The 25,827-nt window shown below is 71.1% G+C and carries 18 protein-coding genes; 5 read left to right on the top strand and 13 right to left on the bottom strand.

The window, feature by feature from the left end:
- Positions 1–7: 7 nt before the first annotated feature.
- Positions 8–937 (bottom strand): hypothetical protein, encoded by a 930-nt coding sequence (locus ABH935_RS07640; protein ID WP_370377077.1) that lies wholly within the window; start codon positions 935–937, stop codon positions 8–10.
- A gap of 91 nt (positions 938–1,028) precedes the next feature.
- Positions 1,029–1,478 (bottom strand): hypothetical protein, encoded by a 450-nt coding sequence (locus tag ABH935_RS07635; RefSeq protein WP_370377076.1) that lies wholly within the window; start codon positions 1,476–1,478, stop codon positions 1,029–1,031.
- A 522-nt stretch (positions 1,479–2,000) separates the two neighbouring features.
- Between ABH935_RS07635 and ABH935_RS07630 the strand changes: the two genes are divergently transcribed.
- From ABH935_RS07630 to ABH935_RS07620, 3 genes are all read left to right on the top strand, one after another.
- Complete coding sequence (locus ABH935_RS07630; protein WP_370377075.1) at positions 2,001–3,641, top strand: peptidoglycan-binding protein; 1,641 nt, start codon at positions 2,001–2,003, stop codon at positions 3,639–3,641.
- Between the two features lie 107 nt (positions 3,642–3,748).
- Positions 3,749–4,441, top strand: coding sequence for an ABC transporter ATP-binding protein (locus tag ABH935_RS07625; RefSeq protein ID WP_370377074.1), 693 nt, complete (start codon positions 3,749–3,751; stop codon positions 4,439–4,441).
- Positions 4,431–5,720 (top strand): ABC transporter permease, encoded by a 1,290-nt coding sequence (locus ABH935_RS07620; RefSeq protein ID WP_370377073.1) that lies wholly within the window; start codon positions 4,431–4,433, stop codon positions 5,718–5,720. The genes ABH935_RS07625 and ABH935_RS07620 overlap by 11 nt, the downstream gene beginning before the upstream one ends.
- Positions 5,721–5,743: 23 nt before the next feature.
- Here the strand turns inward: ABH935_RS07620 and ABH935_RS07615 are convergent, their stop codons facing one another.
- From ABH935_RS07615 to ABH935_RS07605, 3 genes are read right to left on the bottom strand one after another with little or no spacing between them, the layout of a single operon-like run.
- The gene (locus ABH935_RS07615; protein WP_370377072.1) at positions 5,744–7,177 is read right to left on the bottom strand and encodes an aspartate aminotransferase family protein; all 1,434 of its coding nucleotides are present in this window, start codon (positions 7,175–7,177) and stop codon (positions 5,744–5,746) included.
- Between the two features lie 43 nt (positions 7,178–7,220).
- Positions 7,221–8,195, bottom strand: a complete 975-nt coding sequence (locus ABH935_RS07610; RefSeq protein ID WP_370377071.1) for a 7-cyano-7-deazaguanine synthase — start codon at positions 8,193–8,195, stop codon at positions 7,221–7,223.
- Positions 8,192–9,412, bottom strand: a complete 1,221-nt coding sequence (locus ABH935_RS07605) for an MFS transporter (protein ID WP_370377070.1) — start codon at positions 9,410–9,412, stop codon at positions 8,192–8,194. The genes ABH935_RS07610 and ABH935_RS07605 overlap by 4 nt, the downstream gene beginning before the upstream one ends.
- 69 nt (positions 9,413–9,481) lie before the next feature.
- On the opposite strand from ABH935_RS07605, the gene larB reads away from it, so the two are divergent.
- Positions 9,482–10,216, top strand: coding sequence for a nickel pincer cofactor biosynthesis protein LarB (gene larB / locus ABH935_RS07600; protein ID WP_370377069.1), 735 nt, complete (start codon positions 9,482–9,484; stop codon positions 10,214–10,216).
- Positions 10,213–11,481 (top strand): nickel pincer cofactor biosynthesis protein LarC, encoded by a 1,269-nt coding sequence (gene larC, locus ABH935_RS07595; RefSeq protein WP_370377068.1) that lies wholly within the window; start codon positions 10,213–10,215, stop codon positions 11,479–11,481. The genes larB and larC overlap by 4 nt, the downstream gene beginning before the upstream one ends.
- Positions 11,482–11,492: 11 nt before the next feature.
- Here larC and ABH935_RS07590 read toward each other — a convergent pair whose 3' ends face one another.
- From ABH935_RS07590 to ABH935_RS07555, 8 genes are all read right to left on the bottom strand, one after another.
- Positions 11,493–19,478 carry an amino acid adenylation domain-containing protein gene (locus ABH935_RS07590; protein WP_370377067.1) on the bottom strand — a complete coding sequence of 2,662 codons (7,986 nt, stop codon included), beginning with the start codon at positions 19,476–19,478 and terminating at the stop codon, positions 11,493–11,495.
- 79 nt (positions 19,479–19,557) lie between these two features.
- Positions 19,558–19,779: an MbtH family protein gene (locus ABH935_RS07585; protein ID WP_370377273.1), complete on the bottom strand. Its 222-nt coding sequence runs from the start codon at positions 19,777–19,779 to the stop codon at positions 19,558–19,560.
- Positions 19,779–20,672, bottom strand: a complete 894-nt coding sequence (gene prmC, locus ABH935_RS07580) for a peptide chain release factor N(5)-glutamine methyltransferase (protein ID WP_370377066.1) — start codon at positions 20,670–20,672, stop codon at positions 19,779–19,781. The genes ABH935_RS07585 and prmC overlap by 1 nt, the downstream gene beginning before the upstream one ends.
- On the bottom strand, positions 20,669–21,406 hold the full coding sequence (locus ABH935_RS07575) for an SDR family NAD(P)-dependent oxidoreductase (RefSeq protein WP_370377065.1): 738 nt from the start codon (positions 21,404–21,406) through the stop codon (positions 20,669–20,671). Before ABH935_RS07575 ends, prmC begins: the two co-directional genes overlap by 4 nt.
- Entirely contained in the window at positions 21,403–22,800 is a 1,398-nt protein-coding gene (locus ABH935_RS07570; RefSeq protein WP_370377064.1) for an aldehyde dehydrogenase family protein, read from the bottom strand. The genes ABH935_RS07575 and ABH935_RS07570 overlap by 4 nt, the downstream gene beginning before the upstream one ends.
- Positions 22,800–23,873: a phenazine biosynthesis protein gene (locus ABH935_RS07565; RefSeq protein WP_370377063.1), complete on the bottom strand. Its 1,074-nt coding sequence runs from the start codon at positions 23,871–23,873 to the stop codon at positions 22,800–22,802. Before ABH935_RS07565 ends, ABH935_RS07570 begins: the two co-directional genes overlap by 1 nt.
- Positions 23,870–24,499, bottom strand: a complete 630-nt coding sequence (locus ABH935_RS07560) for an aminodeoxychorismate/anthranilate synthase component II (protein ID WP_370377062.1) — start codon at positions 24,497–24,499, stop codon at positions 23,870–23,872. The genes ABH935_RS07565 and ABH935_RS07560 overlap by 4 nt, the downstream gene beginning before the upstream one ends.
- Positions 24,496–25,827 (bottom strand): anthranilate synthase component I family protein, encoded by a 1,332-nt coding sequence (locus ABH935_RS07555; protein ID WP_370377061.1) that lies wholly within the window; start codon positions 25,825–25,827, stop codon positions 24,496–24,498. The genes ABH935_RS07560 and ABH935_RS07555 overlap by 4 nt, the downstream gene beginning before the upstream one ends.

Here is a 25,827-nt window from a genome sequence, read left to right as displayed (position 1 = left end):
GGAACTGTCAGCTCGCGCCGACAGCGGCGTCAGCTCGCTTGAGGGCGTCGTCGATGTTCTTCTTCACCTGGGCGAGCTCAGGAGCGTGTTGCTCGATCATCTGCTGCTCGTAGGCGGACTCCACGGCGAACCAGATGCCGATGACGTTGGTCTTCTGCTTGCACCTGACGTCGGCCGTGGCGGTAGCGATCTCCGAGGTCGACACCGACTCCGTGTGCCAGTTCGGATCGTTGGCCGCGTCGTTCGGCGTCGCGTAGGTGTATCCGACCGCTTGCATACACGACGACCACGCCGCGAACGCCGCCTTGACCCGGTCGTCGCTCAGCGAGTGGTTGAACCCGTCGGAACCGATCTTCTGAACCACACCGCCGAGGCCGATGTCCGTGCCTCCGGTGTCGAGCTTGTTCTCAGCCTCGCCCACACACCCGCCCTTGGGGACGGCGACGCCGTTGTAGGTGGCCGGCGTGGGAAGCCCGACGTGCGGCCCGGCACCCGAGCCGAGCACGGAGAACATCACGTCGCTCATCTTCGGCACCGGAGGCCTGGTGGTGCTCTGCGGCGGGTTGTGCGGGTGATAGCCGTACTGAGACGCCACCGCCGGGTCGACGACGCCGTAACGGCGGGCGTTCTGATCCGGCCCGTTGGGGCCGGTGGACGGGACCACATACGATCCGTAGTCGAAGCCGTATCGCTTCATGCAGGAGATCTCGACGGCGATCGTCGCCGCGTCAATCTTCTGATACTGATCGTTGGTGATCTTGTACGCGTCGATCGGCAGCGCCAGCGCCGCAGGATCCGTGATCGCGGGAGTCGAGGAGACCGGCGGCTCCGTCGAGCCGCCGGCCGGGTGGCCGGCTCCGGACGAGCAGGCAGCAACGAGGATCGCGGTAACCGCCATGGTGCAGGTGATACCGGTAGCGGCGGTCTTCCGAGTCATGGTCGATACTCCATTTTGCGATTCGCGATTGCTGCAGCTGTCCGAAGGACGATTCCGGCCGCCCGGCCGCCGGACCGGTTACCGGGACGTGCTAGGGGCAGGTGCTGTCGGTGGCGACGTCGAACAGGTTGGAAGCGTCGTTGTCGCTGGTGGACGAGAGAACCTTGTACCAGCCGGGCTGTCCGTACACCGCCATCCAGTCCCAGGACCCCACCCATTCGGAGTTGTAGAAGATGCACAGGGTGTTGCCGTTGTTGTAATTGGCGGCCGAGAGCGCGTTGTTCTTCACCGGAACGCCGTTGCCGGGGCAGTTGCCGCCGCCCGAGCAGCCGAAGTGCAGACCGGCGAGGTCCGACCAGTCGTTGCCGAGGTCATAGGACGCGCCGTTGTATCCGGCCTGGAACCACAGGCACCCGTCTCCCGCATAACAGGTTCCGGGCCCATCCGCCGAGGCGGGCGCGGCGGTGGCCAGGCCTCCCGCCGCGAAGGCGAGGCTCGCGAACGTCGCGACGGCCAGCCGTTTGACTTTCGTCCATGCCATAGTTGTCCCGCTCCTTCATGCCGTACTACCGATGGGTCGTTGCCGTGCGGTGGTGCGAATGGAGCTCGCTGGCGGCCTCGCTTGCCAGAGCGGGGCCGTCAGTGCCACGGAACGTCGATGCGCTCAGCGACGCCGATGTGACCGGTCGTCAGCATCGCGACTGCCGAGCGGCCGGGTCAATCAGGTTCCATCGGCTCAAATAAATAAGCAACTACCTTACGTAACCGGCGCCGGAGGGAATGCTGCCATACCGGACAGCGGTGTTGCCCGAATAGCCCCTCAGCGTCCTGATATCAGAGCCTTCAACACGGTCACGGAGGGTTCAAGGTCACGAGTTCATAACATATTGTTCGGGCCCTGATTCCCTTGACAGCCGCCGCGACCCGGCGGCAGTCTGACGCGAGTCCGACCACTGACGTACGGTCGGTGACCGGGCTTGGACAAGGCCCAGATACCGGATCGAGGCTGTCACGCTTGCATTCCACCGAGACCGGGCCGCGCTCCGCTGCTGACGAGAGTCCTGTGGCGGAGACTGGAACCGGCAGCGACACCGGCACCGGGAGCGCCGATCCCGACATCGTCATCGCCGGTTTGTCCAAAACGGTTCGGCGACAACGGGTGTTCCTGGCAGCGGCCTGCGTCGCCGCACTGGCCGCGGGCGGCGGGTTGGTCGCGTCGACGATGATCGAGTCGCCGGCTCAACAGGCCGCTGAGACCAAGCCGCCGAAACCCGCGGTGCTGACCGCCCCTGTGGTGAAGAAGGTGCTGACCGACACTGTCACCACTCGGGGCACGGTCGGGGCAGGCGGGGATATCACTGTCAGTCCGGTGGCGAGCGGTGGCGGTGGTAGTTCCGCAGGCGGCGCCGTCTCGCTGGTGGCGTCGAAGTTGTATGCCAAAGCCGGCGACCAGATCCGCGCCGGACAGGTCCTGATCGAGGTGTCTGGACGGCCCATCATCGCCTTGTCCGGAGCGGTGCCCGCGTACCGGGATCTGAAGCCGGGCATGGACGGACCCGACGTCGCGCAGCTCCAGGCCGCGTTGAAACAGCTCGGTCACGATTCCGCGCCGGACACCCTCGGGCACTTCGGCGATGGCACCAAGAGCGCGCTGACAGATCTCTATACCGCCCTCGGTTACAGCGTTCCGACCACCGGCGGTGCCAACGACACCGGCGACAGCTCCGCGCTCCAGGCTGCCGCCGACGCGGTCACCGCGCAGCAGCGCACGGTGGACACGGACTACGGCCTGCTGCAGAAGGCGAACCAGGCGCTGGCATCTGCGAAAAAAGGACTCTCACCACCCACTACCTCGCCGACCAGCGGCTCTGGGCCGGGCGCTGGACCGAGTGCCGGACTGGGCCAATCTCCGCTTCAGGCCGCCCAAGAAGCGCAGCAGACCGCGCAGACCACCTATGACAACGCCCTTCAAGATCTCGGCAAGGCCGAGAAAAAGCAGAGCGATCTGACCGCTACGACCGGACCGATGCTGCCGGCCTCCGAGGTCATCTTCGTCCCTTCCTTCCCGGTGCGGTTGGCCAAGCTCAACGCCACGTTGGGCAGCACGGTCACCGCTCCGTTGCTGACGCTCGAATCCGGTCGGCTCGTCGTCGCCTCGCTGCTTCAACCGGGTCAGAACAGTCTCGTCAAGCCGGGGGTGAAGGTTCAGCTGACCGCCGAGGCGCTCGGCCAGACCGCTACCGCGAACGTCACCTCGATCGGACCGTACAGCGATGGAAGCGCGAGCAACGGACAGAACGGGAACGGACAAAACTCGGGGACCGGAGGCGCGGCTGCGGGGCCGAGCAACGGACAGGCATCCGGGTCAAACGCCACCGGCGGTCAACAGCCGACGCAGTTGCCGGGATATCCCATGACGGTGACGCCGGATTCGCCGTTGAACCCCGCTTGGGCCGGCCAGGATGTCCGGGTCACGATCATCAACGCGGCCACGACCAGTGCCGTGTTGACGGTGCCGCTGTCCGCGGTGTCGACCGGCGCTGACGGACACGCCACCGTCACGGTCGTCGCAGCGGACGGGACCCAGCGGCGGATCCCGGTGACCGCCGGGGCCAGTGCCGACGGAGATGTCGAGGTCACGCCCGCTGACGCCGGCGCGCTCCGCGAGGGCGAGGCGGTCGCCATCGGTCAGGCCCCGCAGTGAGCCCTGACCCGCACACCACGCATCCGGCGATACCGCGATCACCGCAATCGGAACGACCGGTCCTCGAACTGCGCAGTGTAGCGCGGACCTATCCGGGACCGCCCGCAGTGGCCGCGCTGGCGCCGACCGACCTGACGGTGCACGCGGGCGAGCACGTCGCCATCATCGGGCCTTCTGGATCCGGCAAATCAACGCTTCTGAACCTGCTGGGTCTTCTCGATCGGCCGACCGGGGGCCGCCTGTTCCTGGACGGAACAGACACCGCCACGCTCAACGAGCGCGACCGCACCGCGCTGCGCGGGCGCCGGATCGGGTTCGTCTTCCAGGCCTTCCATCTCATGCCGCACCGCAGCACGGTGGAGAACGTCATGCTCGCGCAGCTCTACACCGACCGGCGGCGCAAGGTCGAACGACGTGCGGACGCAGTCAAGGCGCTCACCAAGGTGGGGCTCGGCCACCGGATGAGCGCACTACCCTCGACGCTGTCCGGCGGGGAACGACAGCGCGTCGCGATAGCCAGGGCGCTGGTCAATCGGCCCGCGCTGCTGCTGGCCGACGAACCGACCGGAAACCTGGACTCGCAGACGGCCACAAAGGTGCTCGACCTCCTGGCGGAACTCGTCGCGGACGGGCTCACGCTGCTGGTGATCACCCACGATCCGACCGTCGCCGAACGCGCGCACCGGACCGTGGCGATCCATGACGGAAGGCTGACCGAGCAGCACCCGGCAGCGTCGAAGAGCACTGTGTCAGCCCCGGCACCGACGCACGATCACTTGGCGGCACCGCGTGCCCGGTAGAAAAGACGGTGAGGGCAGCCAGGGCCTGATCGAACGCAGTCGGCCGCGCGTCCGCGAACTCGGCTCCGAAGCCGTCGCCGGACTGGTCCAGCGACCGGCACGCACGTTGCTGACCATGCTCGGCACCGTGCTCGGCGTCGGCGCGTTCGTCGCGATCCTCGGACTGACGACGACCGCGGCCGGCCAGATCTCCTCGGACTTCTCGGTGCTGTCCGCCACCCAGGTCGACGTCGACGACTCCCCCGACCCGGCCGCGCTCACCGCGGACGGCTCCGCCGGCTACGACTTCCCGCCCGACGCCGACGCCCGGATCGAGCGCCTGAACGGCACCGTCCACGCCGGCCTCTGGTGGAAGGTCCAAGACACGCACGACCCCACGCCGCCGACCGTCGCGGCCCACCCCCCGACCTCGGTCTCCGACGAGACCCGTTATCAGGGCCCGCAGATCGACATCTACGCCGCCGACCCCGAAGCCCTGGCCGCGATGGGCTCCACGGTCGCGCAGGGCAGGGTGTACGACGACTTCACGTCGAAGCGCGCCGAGCACGTGGCCGTCCTGTCGGACTCCGCCGCGCGGCGGCTGGGCGTCACCCGCCTCGACGCCCAGCCGGCGGTGTTCATCAACGGGGTCCCCTACCTGGTCGTCGGGATCATCAGCGACCTGCGACGGCACCCCGAACTGCTGCTCGGGGTGATCATCCCCACCACGACAGCGACCGCGCAGTTCGGAGCGCCGACCTCAAGCGCCCCGGCCCACATGCTGATCCAGACCAAACTCGGCGCGGCCCGACAGACAGCCGCTCAGACCGCGCTCGCACTGTCCCCGGAACACCCCGAGCGCTTCAAGGTCATTGCCCCGGCCGACCCGCATTCGCTCAAAGACCACGTCACCGGCTCCATCAACGCACTGTTCCTGCTCCTGGCCGGCATCACACTGATCATCGGAGCCGTCGGCATCGCGAACACCACCCTGGTCTCGGTCCTGGAGCGCACCAGCGAGATCGGCCTGCGCCGCTCACTCGGCGCCCGCCCCCGCCACATCGCCGGCCAGTTCCTCACCGAGTCCACCGCGGTCGGCGCCCTCGGCGGCCTGATCGGCACCGCTCTGGGCGTCGCCACCGTCGTCACGGTCGCCGTGGCCCGTCACTGGACCGCCGTCCTCAACCCCGCCACCGTCCTGCCCGCACCCCTGATCGGCGCCGTCGTCGGACTCCTCGCCGGCACCTACCCGGCCCTGCGCGCGGCCCGCATCGAGCCGGTTGAGGCGCTGCGGCGCTGACGGTGTTTCGCCAGTACAGCTGCCTACACCTGCTCGGCCCGGGCCGCGATGAGGTCGACAAGCTCGTCGATCCGGTCGGCGTGGGTGTGGTGGCCGAGGACGCAGACGCGGATGGTCTGCCGACCGTGAGTGACGGTGCTGGACAGCAGCGTCCGCGGGTCGTCGTTGATCCGCGCGAGTAGTTCGCGGGTGGCCTGGTCCGCTGCTTCCAGCGCGGCTGCGCTGTCGTCGCTGGGCCGAACCCGGAAGGCGACCGTGCTCAGGTCGGGACGCCAGGGGACTTCGAGGGCCGGGATGCTGGCGAGCGCGTCGTGGACCCGCTCGGCGAGGTCGAGTTTCTCGTCGAGGGCTTCCCGGAAGGCGGACACCCCGTGCAGATGGAGGGGTATCCAGGCGCGGAGGCCGCGCACCTCGTGACTGAGCTCCGGACCCATGTGGGCGTAGTTGGGCAGCCCGCCGGCCGAGACGACTTCCTGGAAGTAGTTGCCGGTGCCCTCGTGTGCGGCGTAGAGCTTGGCGGGGTCGCGGACGACGAGGGTGCCCGTGCCGAAGGGCAGGAACAGGGTCTTGTGCGGGTCGAGCGTGATGGAGTCGGCGCGCTCTGTACCGGCCAGTCGCCGACGTCCGCGTTCGGTGAGGCGGAAGAAGCCGCCGTAGGCCGCGTCGATGTGGAACCAGAGGTCCTCGCGCGCCGCCAGATCGGCCATCGCGGGCAGCGGGTCGACGGTGCCAGTGTCGGTGGTGCCGGCCGATCCGACCAGCAGGAAGGGACGGAGTCCGGCGGCCCGGTCGGCACCGATCATCGTCGCTGCCGCCGTGACGTCCATGCGCAGGTCATCGATGCAGGGCACGGTCCGTATGCGGTGCGCGCCGATTCCGGCGAGCCGGGCCGCCTTCGCCACGGAGTGGTGCGCGTACGCCGTGACGTAGACCGTGCCGTCGGCGAGGTCCTCGCCGAGGCGGTCGTGGCGGGCGGCGACCACCGCGGAGAACGTGGCCATGGAGCCGCCGGTGGTGAGCAGGCCGGTGCTGCCGTCGGGGAGCCCGCAGACATCCCGCGCGATCCAGCGCAGTACGCCCTCCTCCAGCGCGACCAACGCCGGGGCGGCGAAGGCGAGGCTGGGGTACTTGTTGATGCCGCGGGCGTAGAACTCGGCGAGTGCGGAGCTGTAGAGCCCGCTGCCGGGAATGTAGGCGAGGTATCCGGGCGCCGATGTCTCTAGGGCGCAGTCCACCGCGCGGTCCAGCCGGTCGAGCAGTGCCTTGAGATCCCCGGCCGCCTCTGGCGGCGGGGAGAGGAAGGACTCGACGAGATCAGCGGTTAGGCGCGGGTCGACCAGATTGCCGGCCGGCCGGTCCGGCAGGCTCTCGACGTGGTCTATGACGCGACCGAGAACCAGGTCGCCCATCTCGGCCATGGCGGCGCGGTCCGGTTCCAGCGGAAAGTCATTCATCATTCACAACCGTTCATTCGACGTCGTTCAGCGAGATGCCTCGGCATCAGGGTGCAGATATAGACGGGCTCCCCACCGAGCCGGACCGATACGGCGCGAGCTCTCCCGGCCCCGTCAAGCCGAGCGCCACCAGCCCGCTGAGCACGCCGCGCTTCAGCTCCGCGTCGTCCTGGAGGACCGCCATGGCCGCGGCGTCGACCTCGACGCGGAACGACTTCAGCAGGATCCTGACACGCAGGTCGCCGACGGAGATCCCGTTCCGTGCGAAGTAGCCGCGCACGTGTTCCTCGGCACGCTCCACGCTTCCCAACAGCGCGAGCGAAACCGGGACGCCGACCTGGATGCGCGAGGCCAGGCACGGTGCGGCGGGTTTGTCCGCGACCGGCAGCGCCCACGACGCGGCGAGCTTTCGCACCATCGCCTTGTCGATGCCCGCCGCCGCCAGCGGCTCGACCACCGCCAGTTCCTCGGCGGCCCGCAGCCCCGGCCGGTCCAGCGCGCGCCGGTCGTCCGCCTGGGTGCCGGTGGCCACGTGCGCGATGCCCGCTTCGTCGGCGACCCGCCGAGCCGCCGCCAGAACGGTCGACTTGCAGAAGTAGCAACGGTCGCCGAGGTTTCGGCGGTAGCCCTCAGCGGCGAGTTCGTCGGTCGCGACTTCGACCAGACGGACGCCGAGCGCCGCGGCGAGTTCCCGGGCCTCGGCCAGCTCGCGCCGAGCCAGGCTCGGGGAGTCCGCGATCACCGCGAGCACGCGCGAGCCCAGGACGCGGGCCGCGGCGGCCAGGACGACGGTCGAGTCGACGCCGCCGGAGAAGGCCACGACCAGGCTGCCGAGATCGCGGAGCACGGTTTCCAGCCGGTCGGCGGCGACGCGGATCTGCGCCTGCTCCACCAGCTCTGTCAGCTCTGTCAGGTCCAGCAGCCTTGTCAGATCCATCGCGTCCATCGCGTCCATCGCATCCAACGCGTCCATGGGCTCGGTCGGTCCTACCAGTTCCATCAGCTCTTCCTCCGCGTTCATGAGGCTTCCACGGCTTCCAAGGCTTCAGCGGTTTCCGGCCGGATCCGCTGCTCGGGCCGGGTGAACAGGTAGCCGGAGGCGACGGCCACCAGAGCGGCCATCACCGTCAGCATCACGCGGTAGTCGACCGTCGCGATCAGCGCGGCGCCGAGCGCGATCGCCGCGCCCTGCAAGGGACTGAACAGGAAGTCGAACCCGGCCAGGACCCGGCCGCGCAGCTCCGGCGGGGTACGGCGCTGCAGGACGGTGACGATGCCGATGTTGATCCACGGCAGCGAGACTCCGAACAGCACCATCCCCGCGACCGTGACCGGCAGCGACGGCGTCGTCAGGAGCAGCGCGCCGACGGCGAACGCCGCCATGCCCAGCCCGACGAGCCCGCCTTCGCCGTAGCGCTTCGCCAGGCGCGCCGCGACGGTCGAGGCGGCGAGCGCCCCGACGCCCATGGCCGCCATGAGGTAGCCGAGGAACTCCGGCTTGCGATGCAGGCCGTTGCCGACCACGGCGAACACCACCGACTCGACGAACCCGAACGCGACGACCGTGAACAGCGCGGCGACGACGAGCTGCCGGAGGTCCACCGTGCGCAGCAGGTGTCTGATACCGGCGGTCGCCTCGTCGAGGAAGTGGGTCTCGGCCGGTTCGGGCCGGGTCTCGGTGACCCGCAACAGCAGCAGGGCCAGGATCGCGGCACCGAAGGTGGCCGCGTCGAGCCAGATCACCCCGGAGGCGCCGACCGCGGCGAGCAGTCCGGCGCCGAGCAGCGGCGCCACCAGCCAGACGCCCTGCGATCCGGACTGCACCAGGCTGTTGGCCTCGGCCAGCAGGTCGTCCTCGACGACGGTGGCGACCAGCGCGTTGCCGCCGGCGCTGATCACGGTCCCGAAGGCGCCGTAGAGGAACATCACGAGGTAGATGAGCCACACCTGGTCGCGTCCGGACACCAGGAGCAGCACCAGGATCACGCCGCCGGTCGCCGCGTTGGCCAGGACCAGCAGCGGACGCCGGCGGTACCGGTCGGCGACCATGCCTCCGACCGGACCGAGCAGGGTCCCGACCGTGTAGCAGAAGACGGTCATGCCCGCGGCGGCGCTGCTGCCGGTGAGCATCTTGACCCAGATGCCCATCGCCAGCCACAGCGACCGGTCGCCCAGAGTGGAGAGCGTCTGGCCGATGAAGTACAGCGTGACGTTGCGGTGAGAGAGCGCGCGCAGCATCGGGGGGACTCCTCTTAGGTACCGGTAAGGCGCTGATGCCGGGCATCCGGCGCGAGGTAGTGTTCGATCGTGACTGGAGATGACGGGGGCCGGCCCCGGCCCGCGGAGCGGATCGTCGAGCTCGGGGACTTCGCGAAGCTGGACGTCGATCGCATGGCGCGGACCGGTGTCCCGGAAGTCGTCTTCGCGGAGTCCAAGACGGTGGAGCAGACTTTCGCCGCGTTGGAAGGTCTGCGCAGGGCGAACCCCTCGTCCCCGGCACTGGCGACCAGGTGTCCGCAGCCGGTGCTGGAGCAGGCCGTGCGGTATTTCGAGTCCGACGAGGTCCTCGTGGACGAGGTCGCCAGGACCCTCACCGTCGGTCCGCTGCCGGAGCCGATCGGCCGGGTCGCGGTCGTGTGTGCCGGGACGTCGGATCTGCCGGTGGCGCGGGAGTGCCTGGCGACGCTCGCCGTGCTCGGCGTCGGCGCGGTGTCGGTGACCGACGTGGGCGTGGCCGGGATAGCGAGGCTGTTCGCGCAGCTGGACACGCTTCGGGCGAGCTCGTGTGTGATCGTCGTCGCCGGGATGGAAGGCGCCTTGGCCGGCGTGGTCGCCGGTCTGGTGGCGCCGCCGGTGATCGGGGTCCCCACGAGCGTCGGGTACGGCGTCAGCGCCGGGGGTCTGGTGGCCGCGGCGGCGATGCTCGCCTCGTGCAGCCCCGGATTGGTCACCGTGAACGTGGACAACGGGTTCGGCGCCGCGGCGCACGCGGCGAAGATCGTGAAGACGGCATACTCCATGCGGACGGCGGACGGTCGGTGAGCACCGACGCGCAGCTGCCGGCCGCACAGCTGCCGGCCGCACAGTTGCCGGCCGCGCACCTGGACTGCACGCTCGGAGTCGCCGGCGACATGCTGCTCGGCGCGCTCGTCGGCGCCGGGGCCCGGCCGGAGGCGGTCACGGCGGCGATCGAGTCGATGGGCATCGAAGGCATCGCAGTGCACTTCGACGACGCGCGCCGCGCCGGATTCGCCTGTAAGCGCGCCGAAGTGACGGTCCCCGCGGAGCCCGACGTCGAACGAACCCTCAGCGACGTCCTGGCCGTGGTGCGCGGCACGGTTCTGCCCCCGCGCGCGATGCGGTACGCGGAACGCGTTTTCACTCTGCTCGCCGAGGCGGAGGCGACCGTCCACGGCGTGACCCCCGACGAGATCCACTTCCACGAAGTCGGGGCGTTCGACGCGCTGGCCGATGTCGTGGGGTGTGCTGCCGCCCTGGGTGATCTGGGGCTGCTGGAGGAGGGCGTCGTCGTGCACTGCTCGGCTTTCGCCGCCGGCAGCGGAACGGTGCGCAACAGACACGGCCGGCTTCCCGTGCCGGCACCGGCGGCCCTTGAGGTGGCCCGGTCCGCCGGCATCGGGCTGACCCGCTCCGATCTGGCCGGCGAGCGGACGACGCCGACCGGTGCCGCGCTGGTCGCGGCATTGGCCGTCCCGGCGCCGATGCCGGAGATGACTGTGACGGCGGTCGGTTGCGGCGGCGGCACCCGCGACTTCAGCGACGGCCCCAACATCACCCGGGTGCTCCTGGGCCGGCGCACCGGCGGCGCGGCCCTGGGCACCGAGGAGATCGTCCTCGTCGAGAGCACCGTGGACGACCTCGATCCCCGGCTGTGGCCCTCGGTGCTGCGGGCGGTCCGCCGGGCCGGCGCCTGGGACTGCTGGACCACGCCGACGATCGGCCGCGACGGCCGGCCCGGGCAGACGGTGACGGCGGTGTGCGGCGAGCAGACCCGCCGCGCCGTCGTCGAGGCGATCCTGCTGCACACCTGCACGCTCGGGGTCCGCTGGTCGCCCTGGCAGCGGGTGACGCTCCCCCGCCGCTCGGTGCGCGTCGCCGTCGGCGAGGCCGGCGCGCGGCACGAGATCACCGTGAAGGTCGCCGAGCTCGCCGGACGGGTGATCACCGCGCAGCCCGAGCTCGCCGAGGCGGAGCAGATCGCTGCGATACTCGGCCGCTCCGTCAGGTCGGTGTGCGAGGAGGCCGCGGCCGCCTATCGGACGGCCGCGCCTCCCCCGGGAGCGTGACAGGACGCTGATCACTGGCCGCCGACCGCGATCTTGGCCAGGTCGCTGACCCGGGAGCTGCGGAAGAACTCCCGCAGGTCGATCTTCAGCCCGAGTTTGGACCGGGCCCGGCCGACCAGCCGCATCGCGAGCAGGGAGTTCCCGCCGAGCGCGAAGAAGCCCTCGTCGACCCCGACCTGTTCCACGCCCAGGATCTCGGCGAACAGCGCACACAGCTGTTCTTCCTTCTCCGTTCGCGGCGCGCGGTAGCCGGAGGTGTCGTTCTCCGGAGCCGGCAGGGCTTTGCGATCCACCTTGCCGTTGCCGGTCAGCGGCAGCTTGTCCAGCACCACCAGCGCCGAGGGCACCATGTAGTCCGGCAGCCTCCCCGAGGCGAACTCCCGGACCGCGGCCGGATCGGCCGCGCCGGTCACATAGCCCACCAGGCGCCGGTCCCCGGGCCGGTCCTCGCGCACCACGACCGCCGCCGCGCCGACGCCGGGAGCGCGGCCCAGCACGCCTTCCACCTCGCCGAGCTCGATCCGGAAGCCGCGCACCTTCACCTGGTCGTCGACCCGGCCGACCAGGACCAACCGGCCGTCGCGGTCCCAGCGGACCAGGTCTCCGGTCCGGTACATCCGCGACCCCGGCGCGCCGGACGGATCGGCCACGAATCGTGACGCCGTCAGGGCGCCGCGTCCGACGTAGCCGCGGGCCAGGCCGGTCCCGGCGACGTACAGCTCTCCGACGACCCCCGGGGCGACCGGGAGCAAGCCGTCGTCGAGCACTGACACCCGGGTGCCGGGCATCGGCGTACCGATCGGAACGACCCCCGAAGGAGTCGGCGCCGCCGGATCGATGCGGTATTCGGTGCAGCTGACCGTCGTCTCGGTGGGGCCGTAGACGTTGAAGACGGTGACCCCGGGATGCCGGTCGCGCCATTCGGCCAGCGCGCCGCCCCGCAGCGGCTCGCCGGCCAGCAGGAGCTCTTCGGTCGGCGCGAACTCCTCGGGCAGTTCGGCCAGCACCTGCAGGTGGCTCGGCGTCGCCTTGAGGAACGTGCTGCGCCGCTGCGGCGCGGGTTCCTCCAGCGCCGCGAGCTCGACGGCTCCGCCGTTGATCAGCGGTACGTAGAGCGCGGTGACGGTGAGGTCGAAGGACACCGAGGAGTGCAGCAGCGCCGTTCCCCGGGTACTGGCGTAGTCCTCCTTCGCGAAGGCGAGGTAGTCGGCCAGCGAGCCGTGCTGCACCATGACGCCCTTGGGCGTGCCGGTCGATCCGGACGTGTAGATGACGTAGGCCGGGTTCCGGGGGTCCACGGCCACCTCTGCCAGGTTCCCGCCGGGCTCCCGGGCCACGCCGCCGGCGGTGGTCGGGTCGTCCACGACGACCCAGCGCGTGTCCAGCGGCAGGCTGTCGGCCGCGCCCGCGGTGGTCACGACGCAGACCGGGGCGGCGTCGTGGACCATGAAGCCGATGCGCTCGGCCGGATACGCGAGGTCGATCGGCAGATACGCGCCGCCGGCCTTGAGTACCGCGAACAACGCGACGAGCAGATTCACCCCGCGCGGCAGCGCGACGCCGACCAGCCGCTCCGGGCCGACGCCGAGCGAGCGCAGATGCCGGGCCAGCCGGTTGGCCCGGCGGTTCAGCTCGGCGTAGGTCAGCCGGTCGGATCCGCAGACGATCGCGATCGCGTCCGGAGTCCTGGCCACCTGTGCCTCGAACAGCTCCGGCAGCGACAGCGCCCCCTGCGGCACTCCCCCGTCGCCGAGCTTGCGCAGCCAGGCCGTCTCCGGCGCCGAAAGCACCGGCACCTCGCCGAGCGGGAGCTGCGGATCGGCCGCGACGGCGTCCAGGAACCGGGCGAAGCGCTCGGCGATGCCCTCGGCGGTGTCCTGGTCGAACAGGTCGGTGGCGAACTCGACGTAGCCTTCGAGCCCGGCGGGCTGCCCGTGGCCGTCCAGCCGCTCGCGCAGCGCGAAGGTGAGGTCGAACTTCGAGGTTCCGACGCCGGATTCCCGGGTCTGGACCTCGACGCCGGGCAGTTCGACCCGCAGCTGGTCGCCTTCCAGGGTGAGGAGCACTTGGAAGAGCGGGTGGCGGGAGGTGGTGCGCACCGGGTTGACCACGTCCACGACCCGTTCGAAGGGGACGTCGGCGGCGCCGAACGCGGAGACGTCCACCTCGCGGACGCGCGTGACGAGGTCGCGGAACGCCGGATCCCCGGCGGTGTCCACGCGCAGTACCAGGGTGTTGACGAAGAACCCGACCAGGTCGTCGAGCGCGGCGTCGCCGCGTCCGGCGGTGACCGAGCCGATCGGCACGTCCGTACCGGCGCCCAGCCGGGTCAGCAGCCCGGCCAGGCCGGCCTGCACCACCATGAACAGCGTGGCGCGGCACTCCCAGGCCACGCGCAGCAGGCCCGCGTGCGTGCGCGCCGGAACGGCGAACCCGACGCGTCCGCCCCGGTGCGAGGCCACCGCCGGCCGCGGCCGGTCGGTCGGCAGCGCCAGCTCCTCCGGCACCCCTTCGAGCACTCCGCGCCAGTACTCGGCCTGACGTCCGATCACACTGCCGGGATCGCTTTCGGCGCCCAGCCACTCGCGCTGCCACAGGGTGTAGTCCACGTACTGGACCGGGAGCGCGGGCCAATCGGGCGCCGCGTCACGAAGCCGCGCCTCGTAGGCGGCACCCAGGTCGCGGCCCAGCGGGCCCATCGACCACCCGTCGCCGGCGATGTGGTGCATGAGCAACAGCAGCACCTGTTCCTCGGGACCGAGCCGGAACAGCCATGCCCGCACCGGGACCTCGCCGCCCAGGTCGAACCCGTGGCCGGCGGCACGCGCGTATTCGTCCTCGAATCCGCCGGCCGTGCAGTCCACGACGGTCAGCAGCGAAGCGGGTACCGACGCCGCGTCGCGGACGGTCTGCCAGGCGTCGCCGTCGATGTCGGCGAACACCGTCCGCAGCGATTCGTGCCGCAGGACGAGGTCGCGCAACGCCGCGTCCAGGGCACTCACGTCCAGGACGCCGGACAGGTGCAGCACCAGCGGGACGTTGTAGGTGGCGACGTCGCCCTCCAGCCGGTTGATGAACCACAGCCGCCGCTGCGCGAACGACAGCGGCACCCGCTCCGGGCGCGCCATGGGCACCAGCGCAGCGCGCGCCGATTCCGCCCCGGCGAGCGAGCGCGCGAGACCGGCGACCGTCGGCGCCTGGAACAGGTCGGCGATCCCGACCTCGACGCCCAGCACCGACCGGACGCGGGCGATCAGCCGCATGGCCAGCAGCGAGTGCCCGCCGAGCTCGAAGAAGCTCTGGTCCACGCCGACCCGGTCGACGCCCAGGACCTCGGCGAACACCGGGCACAGCACCTCTTCGGCCACGGTGCGCGGGGCGCGGTATCCGACCCCTGATCCGTAGACCGGGACCGGCAGGGCCCTGCGATCGACCTTGCCGCTGACGGTCAGCGGCAGCCGGTCGAGCACCATCAGCGCCGAGGGCACCATGTAGTCGGGCAGCTTGCCGGCGGCGAACTCGCGCACGGCCGCGGCCTCGACGGCGCCGGTGACGTACCCGGCCAGCCGCCGGTCGCCGGGCCGGTCCTCGCGGACCACGACCACCGCGGCGCCCACGCCCGGGGCGCGGCCCAGCACGTCCTCGACCTCGCCGGGTTCGATCCGGAAGCCGCGGATCTTCACCTGGTCGTCGGCCCGGCCCACGAACACGAGCTGGCCGTCGCGGCCCCAGCGCACCAGGTCGCCGGTCCGGTACATCCGCGTGCCGGGCGCCCCGAACGGGTCCGCCACGAAGCGCGAGGCCGTCAGACCGCCGCGGCCGACGTATCCCCGGGCCAGACCGGCGCCGGCGACGTACAGCTCACCGACCACGCCGGCGGGCACCGGCGCCAGGCCGTCGTCGAGCACGTGCAACCGGGTGCCGGGGATGGGCTTGCCGATCGGCGGCGTCCCCGCACCGGACAGCGGTTCGCTGATCGTGGCGTAGACGGTGATCTCGGTGGGGCCGTAGGCGTTGATCATCTGACGGCCGGCCGACCAGCGGGCGGCGAGTTCGGCCGGGCAGGCTTCGCCGCCCACGATCAGCGTCCGCAGGTGCGGGTGGTCCTCGGGGCGCAGCGCCGCGAGCGCCGCCGGGGTGATGAGGGCGTGGCTGATCTGATGCTCGATCAGGAACGTGCCGAGGGCTTCGCCGTCGGTCGGGCCCGCGGGCGCGACGGCCAGCATGGCGCCGAGCGGCAGGGCCATCTGGAGTTCCATCACGGACGCGTCGAAGCTCGGCGAGGCGAAGTGCAGGACGCGGCTGTCCCCGGTGATCCCGAACCGGTCCGCGTGGGTGCGCACGAGGTTGGCGATGCCGGCGTGCGCGACCATGACGCCCTTGGGCTTCCCGGTCGATCCGGAGGTGTAGATGACGTAGGCCGCGTTCGCAGGTGTCAGGGGCCTGTGACGGTCGGCGTCACCCGGGTTCGTGTCCGGCTCGGCGTCCAGTGCGGACAGCGTCTGTGGCGCGTCGAGCACGAGCGTGGGCGTGGGCGCCGCGGTCGTCGGCAGCCGGTCCGCGACCGCCGTGTTCGTCAGCACCGCCGCCGAGCCGGAGTCCTGGAGCATGAAGGCGATCCGCTCGGCGGGACTGTCCGGGTCGACCGGCAGATAGGCGGCGCCGGTCTTGGACACGGCCAGGATCGCGACGGCCATCTGCGCCGAACGCGGCAGGACCGCGGCCACCACGCGTTCCGGGCCCAGGCCGGAGGCGATCAGGTGGTGCGCCAGCCGGTTGGCCCCACGGTTCAGGTCGGCGTAGGTCAGCCGGGACGCGCCGTCGATCAGCGCGACCGCGTCGGGAGTCCTGGCGACCTGGGCTTCGAAGAGCTGCGTCGTGGTCGCGGCCGGTTCGGGGGCGCCACCGTTTCCGGCGCTGAGCAGTTCCCGCCGTTCCTGGGCGGACAACACCTCCACCTCGCTGAGCCGCGTCTGCGGGGCGGTGGCGACAGCGGTCAGGAACTGCGCGAAGCGCGAGGCGAGGGCTTGTCCGGTCTCCCGATCGAAGAGGTCTGAGGCGTACTCGACATAGCCTTCCAGGCCGTCGGGACGTCCGTCTCCGTCGAGCAGTTCCTGCACGGAGAAGGTGAGATCGAACTTCGACGTCCCGACCCCCGCCGCGCGCACCTCGACCTCGATGCCGGGCAGGACCACGCTCAGCGGATCGTTCTGCTCGAAGGCGAGCATCACCTGGAACAACGGGTGCCGGGCCGACGAGCGCGCCGGGTTGACGGCCTCCACGATCTGCTCGAACGGGATGTCCTGGTGCGCGAAAGCGGCGAGGTCGACGTCGCGGACACGAGTGAGGAGGTCGCCGAACGCCGGGTCCCCGGCGGTGTCCGCGCGCAGTACCAGGGTGTTGACGAAAAACCCGACCAGGTCGTCCACCGCGGCGTCGCCGCGCCCGGCGGTGACGGAACCGATCGGCACGTCCGTCCCGGCGCCAAGCCGGGTCAGCAGCCCCGACAGTGCGGCCTGGACCACCATGAACAGCGTCGCTCGGTAGGACGACGCCAGCTGCGACAAGTCCGCGTGGACCCGTGCCGACACCTCGAACGCGGCCCGGCCGCCGCGGTGGGAGGCCACCGCCGGGCGCGACCGATCCGTCGGGAGCGTCAGCTCCACGGGCACGCCGTCCAGTGCCTTCCGCCAGTACTCCGTCTGCTGCGCGATCATGCTGTCCGGATCGTGTTCGGAGCCCAGCCGTTCCCGTTGCCACAGTGTGTAGTCGATGTACTGGACCGGCAACGGCGGCCAGTCCGGAGCCGCGCCTTGAGTACGAGCGGCGTAGGCGGCGCCGATGTCCCGGCCGAGCGGGCCCATCGACCAGCCGTCGCCGGCAATGTGGTGCAGCACCAACAGCAGCACCGACTCCTCGGCGGACAGCTGGAACAACCACGCCCGCAGCGGCGGTTCGCCGGCCAGGTCGAACCGGTGGGCCGCGGCACGGGCCAGCGCGTCCGGCAGCTCGTCGGTGGTCGTGGGGACCACCGACAGCCGCGGCTGCGCCTCGTGACAGCCCAGGACGACCTGGACCGGCTCGCCGTCCACCTCGTCGAAGACCGTCCGCAGGCTCTCGTGGCGGCCGATCACATCGTGCAGCGCGAGTTCCAATGCCGGAACGTCGAGCACGCCCGACATGTGGATCTCGTAGGGCAGGTTGTAGGAGGAGTCCGGGCCTTCGAGCCGGTCCACGAACCACAGCCGGCGCTGCGCGAACGACAGCGGCACCCGGTCCGGACGCGCGGTCGGCACCAACGCCGCGTGCGCCGCATCCGCCCGGCGCGCCACCCGCGCCAGACCCGCGACAGTGGGCTCTTCGAACAGGTCCGCGATCCCGATCTCGACGCCGAACAGCGACCGCAGCCGCGCCACCAGGCGCAGGCCCAGCAGCGAGTGTCCGCCGAGGTCGAAGAAGCTCTGATCCACGCCGGCGCGGGGCAGCCCGAGCACGTCGGCGAACAACGCGCACAACCGCTCTTCCGTCTCGTCGCCGGGCGCCCGGTAGCCGGAGGCGTCGTGGTCGAGTGCGGGCTCTGGCAGAGCTTTGCGATCCACTTTGCCGTTCGCGGTCAACGGCAGCCGGTCCAGCACCACGACAGCCGAGGGCACCATGTAGTCCGGCAGCAGGCCGGCGGCGAACGCGCGGACCGCCGCCGGTTCGGCGCCGCCGGTCACGTAGCCCACCAGCCGGCGATCCCCCGGGCGGTCCTCGCGCAGGACCACCACGGCGGCGCCGACGCCCGGAGCCGTGGCCAGCACGTCCTCCACCTCGCCGGGCTCGATCCGGAAACCGCGCAGCTTCACCTGATCGTCGGCCCGCCCGACGAAGAGCAGCCGGCCCGGACCGTCCCCGCGCACCAGGTCGCCGGTCCGGTACATCCGCGTCCCCGGCGCCCCGAACGGGTCCGCGACGAATCGCGAAGCCGTCAGACCGCCCCGGCTCAGGTATCCCCGCGCCAGGCCGGTGCCCGCGATGTACAACTCCCCCACCTCACCGGCGGGGACCGGATGCAGCTTCTCGTCCAGCACATAGAGATCCGTGTCGTCCAGGCCGGTGCCGATCGGCACAGTCCCGCCGCCGTGAAACCGGTCGCGCATCCGGAAGGAGGAGGCGAACGTCGTCGTCTCGGTAGGACCGTAGCCGTTGACCACCGTGACGCCGGGGCAGTGTTCGAGTACTGATCGCACGGCCGCGGGCGACACGACGTCGCCGCCGGTCCACACCTCGCGCACCCCGGCGAACACCGCGGGGTCCTGCTCGACGACCGCGCTGAACATGCCCGCGGTCAGCCACAGCGCCGAGACGCCGCCCGCGGCGAGCGCCCGTCGCAGCTCTGGAGCGTCGAGCACCGCGGCCTCCGGGATGACCACCCGGCCGCCGGAGAGCAGGGGAACCCAGAGCTCGTAGGTAGTCGCGTCGAAGGCTGGCGCCGAATGCAGCAGCATGCAGGCGTGCGCACCGTGGGAGAACGCGGTGTCCGCCGCGAGCGCCGCGACGCTGCGATGGGTCACCGCGACCCCGTTGGGCAGACCGGTGGTGCCGGAGGTGAAGTTGACGTAGGCGAGTTGCTCCGGGTGGACCGGTATATCAGGGTTCTCGCTCCGTCCGCCGGGCACCAGGGCATCGGCCTCGGTGAGGACGTGTTGGACGCCATAGCCCTGCACCACCGCGTCGATGCGGGACTGCGGGGCGCGGACGTCCAGCGGGACGTAGACGCCGCCGGCCTTGGTGACGGCCAGGATCGCGACGACGGTGGCGGCCGAGTGCTCGGCGCGCAGGGCGACGAGCGTCTCCGGGCCGACCCCGGCCTCGATGAGCCGATGGGCGAGGCGGTTGGCGCGCTCGTTCAGCTGGCCGTACGTCAGCCGGGTCGTTCCGTGGACGACGGCGATGACGTCGGGTGTGCTCGCCGCTTGTCGCTCGAACAGTCGGGGCAAAGATGCGTGGGGCATGGTTGTTCCTCTGCGAAATCTGTACCTGATACAAGATCTGTGTTTGCTACAAGACCTGTGGCCAGTGGTCGGCGAACGATCAGCCGTCGCGGCCGCCGTCCATGGCTCGGGCCAGGCTTGCCGGCCGCATGTCGGTCCAGTGCCGGTCCACGAAGTCCAGACACGCCTGGCGGCTGTCCTCGGCGTGGGCGGTCCGCCAGCCGTCCGGCACCGCGCGCGCCGCGGGCCACAGCGAGTACTGGGCTTCGTCGTTGACGAGCACGAGGAAACGGCCGTCGGCGTCGTCGAAGGGGTTGGCCATCATTGCTCCCGGAGGGTTCGGTTCGGATCGTGGTGGGGTCGTTCGGGTGCGGTCCGCTGGGCGACCAGCACGGCGTCGTCGACGGTCTCGTGGTCGGTCACCTGGCTCCAGGCCTCGTCGCCGAACATCGCGAGGACGGATTCGACCTGGTAGGGGCCGTGTTCCAGGAAGAGCCAGCCGCCGGGGGCCAGGAGCCGGCGCGCGGTCGCCGCCACGGCCCGGACCACGTCCAGACCGTCCGCGCCGCCCCACAGCGCCAGCGCCGGGTCGTGGTCGCGCACCTCGGGCATCCCGATCGCGCGGCCCACCGGGATGTACGGCGGGTTCGCGATCACGACGTCCACGAGGCCGTCGAGTTCGGGCAGCGCCGTGGCCACATCGCAGCATTCGAAGGCGACCTTCACCTCCGCCGCGGCGGCGTTGCGGACGGCCAGATCGCAGGCCTGCCCGGACAGGTCGACCCCGGTGACCGTCGCGCCCGGCACGTCGGCGGCGACGGTGATCGCGACCACGCCCGAGCCGGTGCACAGATCGACCACGCGCGGGGTGGCCGTCGGCAGCGTGCGAAGCCGTTCGACGACGCGCGCGACCAATTCCTCGGTCTCCGGCTTCGGGACGAACACCCCGGGCTCCACCAGGAATCGCCGGCCGCAGAAGAACGACGCGCCGACGATCAACTCCACCGGCTCGCGCGCGACGCGGCGATCGACCAGCGCCCAGAATCGCGCGGGCACCGGCAGGTCGAGGTGTGTGCCCACCGCGTCGGGCGTGGTGCCCAGGGCGTAGGCGGCCAGGCTCACGGCGTCGCGCTCGGCGGTCGGCACGCCCGCCGCCTCCAGCATCGCGTGCGCGCCCTTGATCGCGGACCCGATGCTCAGCCCACCCGCGGTCATCGCAGCACCCGCCCGCCGTCGATGACCAGGGTCTGACCGGTGACCGCGGACATCCGGGCAAGGTCGAGCACCGCGTCGGCGACCTCCGAGGGCTGGACCACGCGGCGCAGCGCGGTGCCGGCGAGCAGGCCCGCCAGCACGTCCGGGCGCAGCTCGTCGGTCATCGCCGAGGCGACCGGCCCCGGCGCGACGCAGTTGACCCGGATGCCGCGGGGGCCGAGGTCCCGGGCCAGCGACCGGGTCAGCCCGAGCACGGCCGCCTTGGCCGCCGCGTAGTGCGGACCGAACGAGCCGCCGGTGAACGCCGCGGCGCTGGAGATGGTGACGACCGATCCACCGGCCTTCTCCAAATGCCCGAGCAACGCCTTGGTGACGGCGAACGGGATCTCGACGTTCAGCTGCATGCACTCGCGCCACTGCTCGACGGACAACTCCTCCACCGGCACCGGCCGCGCCCCGCCGACGGCGGCGACCAGCAGGTCGACGCCGGTCCACTCCGCCGGCACGCTCTGGACCAGGCTCGCGATCCCCTCCGGGGTCCGCAGGTCGGCTTGGACGACGCTCACGCCGTCGTCCGACCAGGCGCCGGTCCGGCTGTGGGTGTGGGCGAGGACTTCGGCGTCGGCCCGTCGGCAGCCGGCGACCACCGCCGAGCCGAGGTCGCCGGAGGCACCGATCACCACCACGCGGTTGACGCTGTTCTGTGTCACCGTCTCCATCACGGTCGCCGTCACGGCCGGACTCCTTGATCTCCTGATGAGGGCACGGTCCCCGGTCGGGGAACGAGGCCCAGATGCGCCTTGGGTTCGAGCAGGAAGGATCTGAGGCTGCCGTCGTGCGGCAGGCCCGGAAGGGTGTACCAGGGTTCTGTCAGGCCGGTGACGACACGCCGGACGGTCGGTTCGGCCAGGGCCCGGTCCGCCAGGACCGGATCGGTGCCGAGCAGGTTGAGCACGAGGCTGTCGCGCAACGGACCGATGGAGCCGTCCCACGGCGCCACGACGACGAACGGGAACGGCAGCTCCGTGCCGATCAGCGGATGTCCGGCATCGGGGGCCGAGAGGACCACCGGCCGCGCGGCGACCGAGCCGTCTGGCAGCGCCAGGAACGGATCGCCGCCGTAGTGGTCGCGGCTGTGGTCGACGAACCCTGTGAACTGCCCGAGCGACTGCCGCAGTCCGTCCACCCGATCGACGCCGAACCTCGGCGGATTCCCATAGCCGGCAAGGCGTTCGGCGAGCAGGTCTGCCAGCCGCCCCGGATCGCCGGACGTGAAGATCGCCGAGATGTTGGTGCACCGGACGCCGCTGTCTCCGGCAATCGCCCGCGCCAGATGGTCGATGACAGCAACGTCCCCGGGCCGCACGGAGTCACCGACGGCCGCCTTCGACCGCCCCGGCCCGCGAACCAGCACGTTCGACCGGCCACCCCAACGCCGTACCGCATCCGGACCGCCGTAGACGATGGACAACGGCGCGGACTTCACCAGATGAGCGCTCACCGCGTGGTCCCCGGGCAGCACCGCCAACCGGTCGGCGGGCAGCCCGGCGGCCAGCAGAGCCGCTGCGAGGCGAACCGGCGTGAAAGGATCACGACCGCCCGGACGGACCACGACCCGATAGCCGTATGCCAGAGCCCTGACCCAGGTCAGATGCGGCTCGGAATGGTTGCTGGCGGCCACGACGCCGATGACCGGCGCGCGCGGCACCCACACCACGCGGTGCCCGGGCCCGCTGTCCGGGGCCGGACGCTCCACGGCGTCAGCCGTGCCGAGCTGCCGCAGACCGTCGGCGAGCGCGGCGAGTCCGTGTTCGACGACGCTCGGCGGCAGGCCCGTGGCCAGTGCGGTCAATCGGATGTACGCGGCGGGATCCAAGCCGTCGAGATCCGCCGACTCCAGCGCCTTCGCGGCATCGTCGAACAGCTGCTGCCCGACCGGCCGCCCCGGTTCCGCGGCCCGCATCCGATCCAGCACGGCCTGAACGAGCAGCGGCGGCACGTACTCGACCTCGGCGATCGGCTCGCCGGTCACCGCCGTCAGCACTCGACGATCGACGGCCGCCGGGATGCCGGGGCCCGTCAGCGCGGCCAGCCGGCGCGAAATGCCCGCGGCATCCGGCGCGGCCATCAGTAGACCCCCTCGATCACCGTCGCGCCGCCCTCGCGATACGGCGCCACCTCGGCGAGGCCGTCGAGGCCGCCGTAGAAGGAGCCGCGCGTGGGCGCGACGCGAATCGCCGAGTCGCGCTCAAGCACGTTCGGCAGGAACATCTCGCGGGTGATCAGGTGCACCAGGACGCGTCCCCGCTTGCCGTGGGCGACCGCCTCCCCGCCGGCGTCGACCACCTCGACCACCGCGCGCGGCCAGAAGGGTTGGAAGACGCATGCCTGCTTGTCCTCCGGGACCGGCGGCCGCTGCGGCGCGATGCCCATCAGGCTGTTGCCGTAGATGCCCGTGACCACCGCCTCGGGGAAGTAGTGGTCCCGCACCATGCTCAGACTCGACTCGTCGAAGCTGGTCCCGCTCCAGATCAGGCCGGTCAGCCGGGCGGCGAGCCGTTCGCGCAGTTCGGTCCGGGCGCACAGCGCCTCCAGGACCGCGGGGGTGATGAACAGAACCCTGACGTCCTGCGTGGCCGTGACGAGCTCCACCTGGTCCAGGACGTGCTCGATGTACTCCTCGGCCAGCTCGGGGCGCCCGGAGCGGATCATCCGCTTGACCCAGCGCGGATCGAAGTCGATCGTGAAGCAGGCGCCCCCGCGGGTCTCGGCCAGCCGCCGCATCGAGCGGCCGACGATGTGCGGGCCGGTCGGTCCGACGTGCAGCCAGTGGACGTCCCGGGGGAAGGCGTACTCGTCGAACATCCGGTCCACCCACGCGATGCCCTCGGCCCGGCTGCCGGCCTCGATGATCCGCTTCGGCGTGCCGACGGTACCGCCGGATTCGTAGACCTGGAACGGACGGCCGCGGCAGCCTTCGGGAAGCAGGTCGTCGACGGGGACCGTGCGCAGCTCCGCGCTGAAGTCGGGGAACCGTCTGAGGTCCGCCAGGGTGGCGACGTCGGCGAGCGGATCGAATCCGAGCTCTGCGACCCGGCCGAGCCAGAACTTCGAGCCGGTCGCGGGGTTGAAGTGCCAGCGCAGGATCTCTTGTAGATGCGGAGCGAACTGGTCGGTCGGCGAAGTGGTGTAGGCGCTCATCGGGCGACCTGCCCGATGCCGGCCGTCGGATCCACCTGGTCAGCAGGGCCGGCCGGCTGAGCTGGCTCGCCGAGCGCGTTGGCGACGATGCGCAACCCGTGCTCGGTGAACAGGGATTCGGGATGGAACTGGACCCCTTCGATCGGCAGCTCCCGGTGCCGCACACCCATGATTTCTCCGTCCGAGGTCCGAGCGCTCACTTCGAGCTCTGCCGGAAGCGACGGCTCGTCGATGACGAGGGAGTGGTAGCGGACGACCTCGAAGGGATCAGGCAGCCCGGCGAACACCCCGCGGCCGTCATGGGAGACCTGCGAGCACTTGCCGTGCATCGGCCGCCGGGCATGCGTGATCTTCGCGCCGAACGCCTGGCCGATGCACTGGTGCCCGAGGCAGACCCCGAAGACCGGGATCCGGTTGCCGAGGCAGCGGACCACGTCGAGGGAGATACCGGCCTGGTCCGGCGCGCAGGGTCCGGGCGAGACGATGACCCGGTCCGGGGCGAGGCGTTCGAACTCCTCGACCGTCACCTCGTCGTTCCGCAGGACCCGGCAGCGGTGGCCCAGACGGCCGGCGTACTGGACCAGGTTGTAGACGAACGAGTCGTAGTTGTCGACGACCCCGATCACCGGACCGCCCCTTCCAGATCGAAGCCGATCGCCCGGGCGACGGCGGAGAGCTTGGCCAGACACTCGCGGTGTTCCTCGGCCGGATCGGAGTCGGCGACGATCCCGCCCCCGGCCTGCAGATGGGCTCGGCCGCCCTGCAGCACCAGGCTCCGGATGGTGAGGAAGAGGTCGACGTGCTCGGCGCCGAAGCTCCCGACAGCACCCGAATACAGTCCTCTGACAGTGGGTTCGAGCTCGTCGATGATCTCCATCGCGCGCACCTTCGGCGCCCCGGTCATCGTCCCGGCCGGGAAGGTGGCCCGGATCAGGTCGTCGGGCCGCAGCCCGGCCGCAGTCTCGCCGACCACGTCCGAGGTGAGGTGCATGACCCGGGAGAAGCGCTCGACCGCCATCAGCCGGGGCACCGTCACCGTCCCGGGACGGCAGACCCGGCCGAGGTCGTTGCGCGCGAGGTCGACCAGCATGCGGTGCTCGGCCTTCTCCTTCTCCGAGGCCCGCAGTTCGGCCTCGTTGCGGGCGTCGGCGTCCGAGTCGGCGCCGCGCGGGCGGGTGCCGGCCAGCGGGCGGATCAGGCCTCTGCCTTCGGCCATCACCACGCACGGCTCCGGGGAGCAGCCGACGGCCTCGAAGCGTGGGCCGCGGTACCAGAACTGATACGGCGAGGGATTGCCGGCGGCGAGTTCCCGGTACGCCGCAAGCCCGTCGATCTCCGCCGGGACCGAGATCGCCAGCGAGAGCACGACCTGGAAGACGTCGCCGTCGACGATGTACTGCTTGGCTCGCCGCACCGCCGCGATGTAGTCGTCGTATTCCAGACTCACCTCGGCGGCGCCGAATGCCCCCGATGGCCGAAGCCGCGGCGCTTCGCTGCCCAAGCTGCCGAGCGCGCGCACGGCGTCGGCTGCGGCTCGCTCGGCGTCCTCGGGTGTGCGGCCGCGGCCGATGACGACGGTGCGGTCGGCTTCAAAGCGGATGAGCGTCTCGGGCAGGAAGAATTCGTACCGCGGCAGCGGACCGTCGGGCCGGGCGGGGAGGCGTTCGACGTCGCGGGCCGCGTCGTAGCCGAGGAATCCGACCCAGCTCTGTTCGCCGAGTGATTCGGCCTCGGCGAACGTGAGCGAGGCGAGGAAGTCCACAGCGGCGGTCAGCCCACTCCCGCAGAAGGCCAGCTCCCCGAGGTACAGCATCGGAACGACGTCCGCTTCAGCAGAACTGGTCACCATGATCCGACGCTCGTCGCGCAACGCGCACGCCGCCGCGACCGGATCAAGGGCCTGAGGCAGAACCCTTTCATGGCGACACACCACGTCGCCTTTGCTGATCGACAT

The organism is Catenulispora sp. GAS73 (assembly GCF_041262085.1).
In the GTDB taxonomy this organism is placed as follows: domain Bacteria; phylum Actinomycetota; class Actinomycetes; order Streptomycetales; family Catenulisporaceae; genus Catenulispora.
Note: the sequence above shows the minus strand (reverse complement) of the source record. Positions and strands in the feature narration are given on the sequence as shown.

What these genes read in the sequence shown, in the direction of transcription:
- ABH935_RS07590 (WP_370377067.1), bottom strand. Translation starts at nt 19,478, where the DNA reads ATGCCCCACGCATCTTTGCCCCGACTGTTCGAGCGACAAGCGGCGAGC.
- ABH935_RS07605 (WP_370377070.1), bottom strand. Translation starts at nt 9,412, where the DNA reads ATGCTGCGCGCGCTCTCTCACCGCAACGTCACGCTGTACTTCATCGGC.
- ABH935_RS07635 (WP_370377076.1), bottom strand. Translation starts at nt 1,478, where the DNA reads ATGGCATGGACGAAAGTCAAACGGCTGGCCGTCGCGACGTTCGCGAGC.
- prmC (WP_370377066.1), bottom strand. Translation starts at nt 20,672, where the DNA reads ATGACCGCGGGTGGGCTGAGCATCGGGTCCGCGATCAAGGGCGCGCAC.
- ABH935_RS07585 (WP_370377273.1), bottom strand. Translation starts at nt 19,779, where the DNA reads ATGGCCAACCCCTTCGACGACGCCGACGGCCGTTTCCTCGTGCTCGTC.
- ABH935_RS07570 (WP_370377064.1), bottom strand. Translation starts at nt 22,800, where the DNA reads ATGGCCGCGCCGGATGCCGCGGGCATTTCGCGCCGGCTGGCCGCGCTG.
- ABH935_RS07610 (WP_370377071.1), bottom strand. Translation starts at nt 8,195, where the DNA reads ATGAACGCGGAGGAAGAGCTGATGGAACTGGTAGGACCGACCGAGCCC.
- ABH935_RS07565 (WP_370377063.1), bottom strand. Translation starts at nt 23,873, where the DNA reads ATGAGCGCCTACACCACTTCGCCGACCGACCAGTTCGCTCCGCATCTA.
- ABH935_RS07640 (WP_370377077.1), bottom strand. Translation starts at nt 937, where the DNA reads ATGACTCGGAAGACCGCCGCTACCGGTATCACCTGCACCATGGCGGTT.
- ABH935_RS07555 (WP_370377061.1), bottom strand. Translation starts at nt 25,827, where the DNA reads ATGTCGATCAGCAAAGGCGACGTGGTGTGTCGCCATGAAAGGGTTCTG.
- ABH935_RS07615 (WP_370377072.1), bottom strand. Translation starts at nt 7,177, where the DNA reads ATGATGAATGACTTTCCGCTGGAACCGGACCGCGCCGCCATGGCCGAG.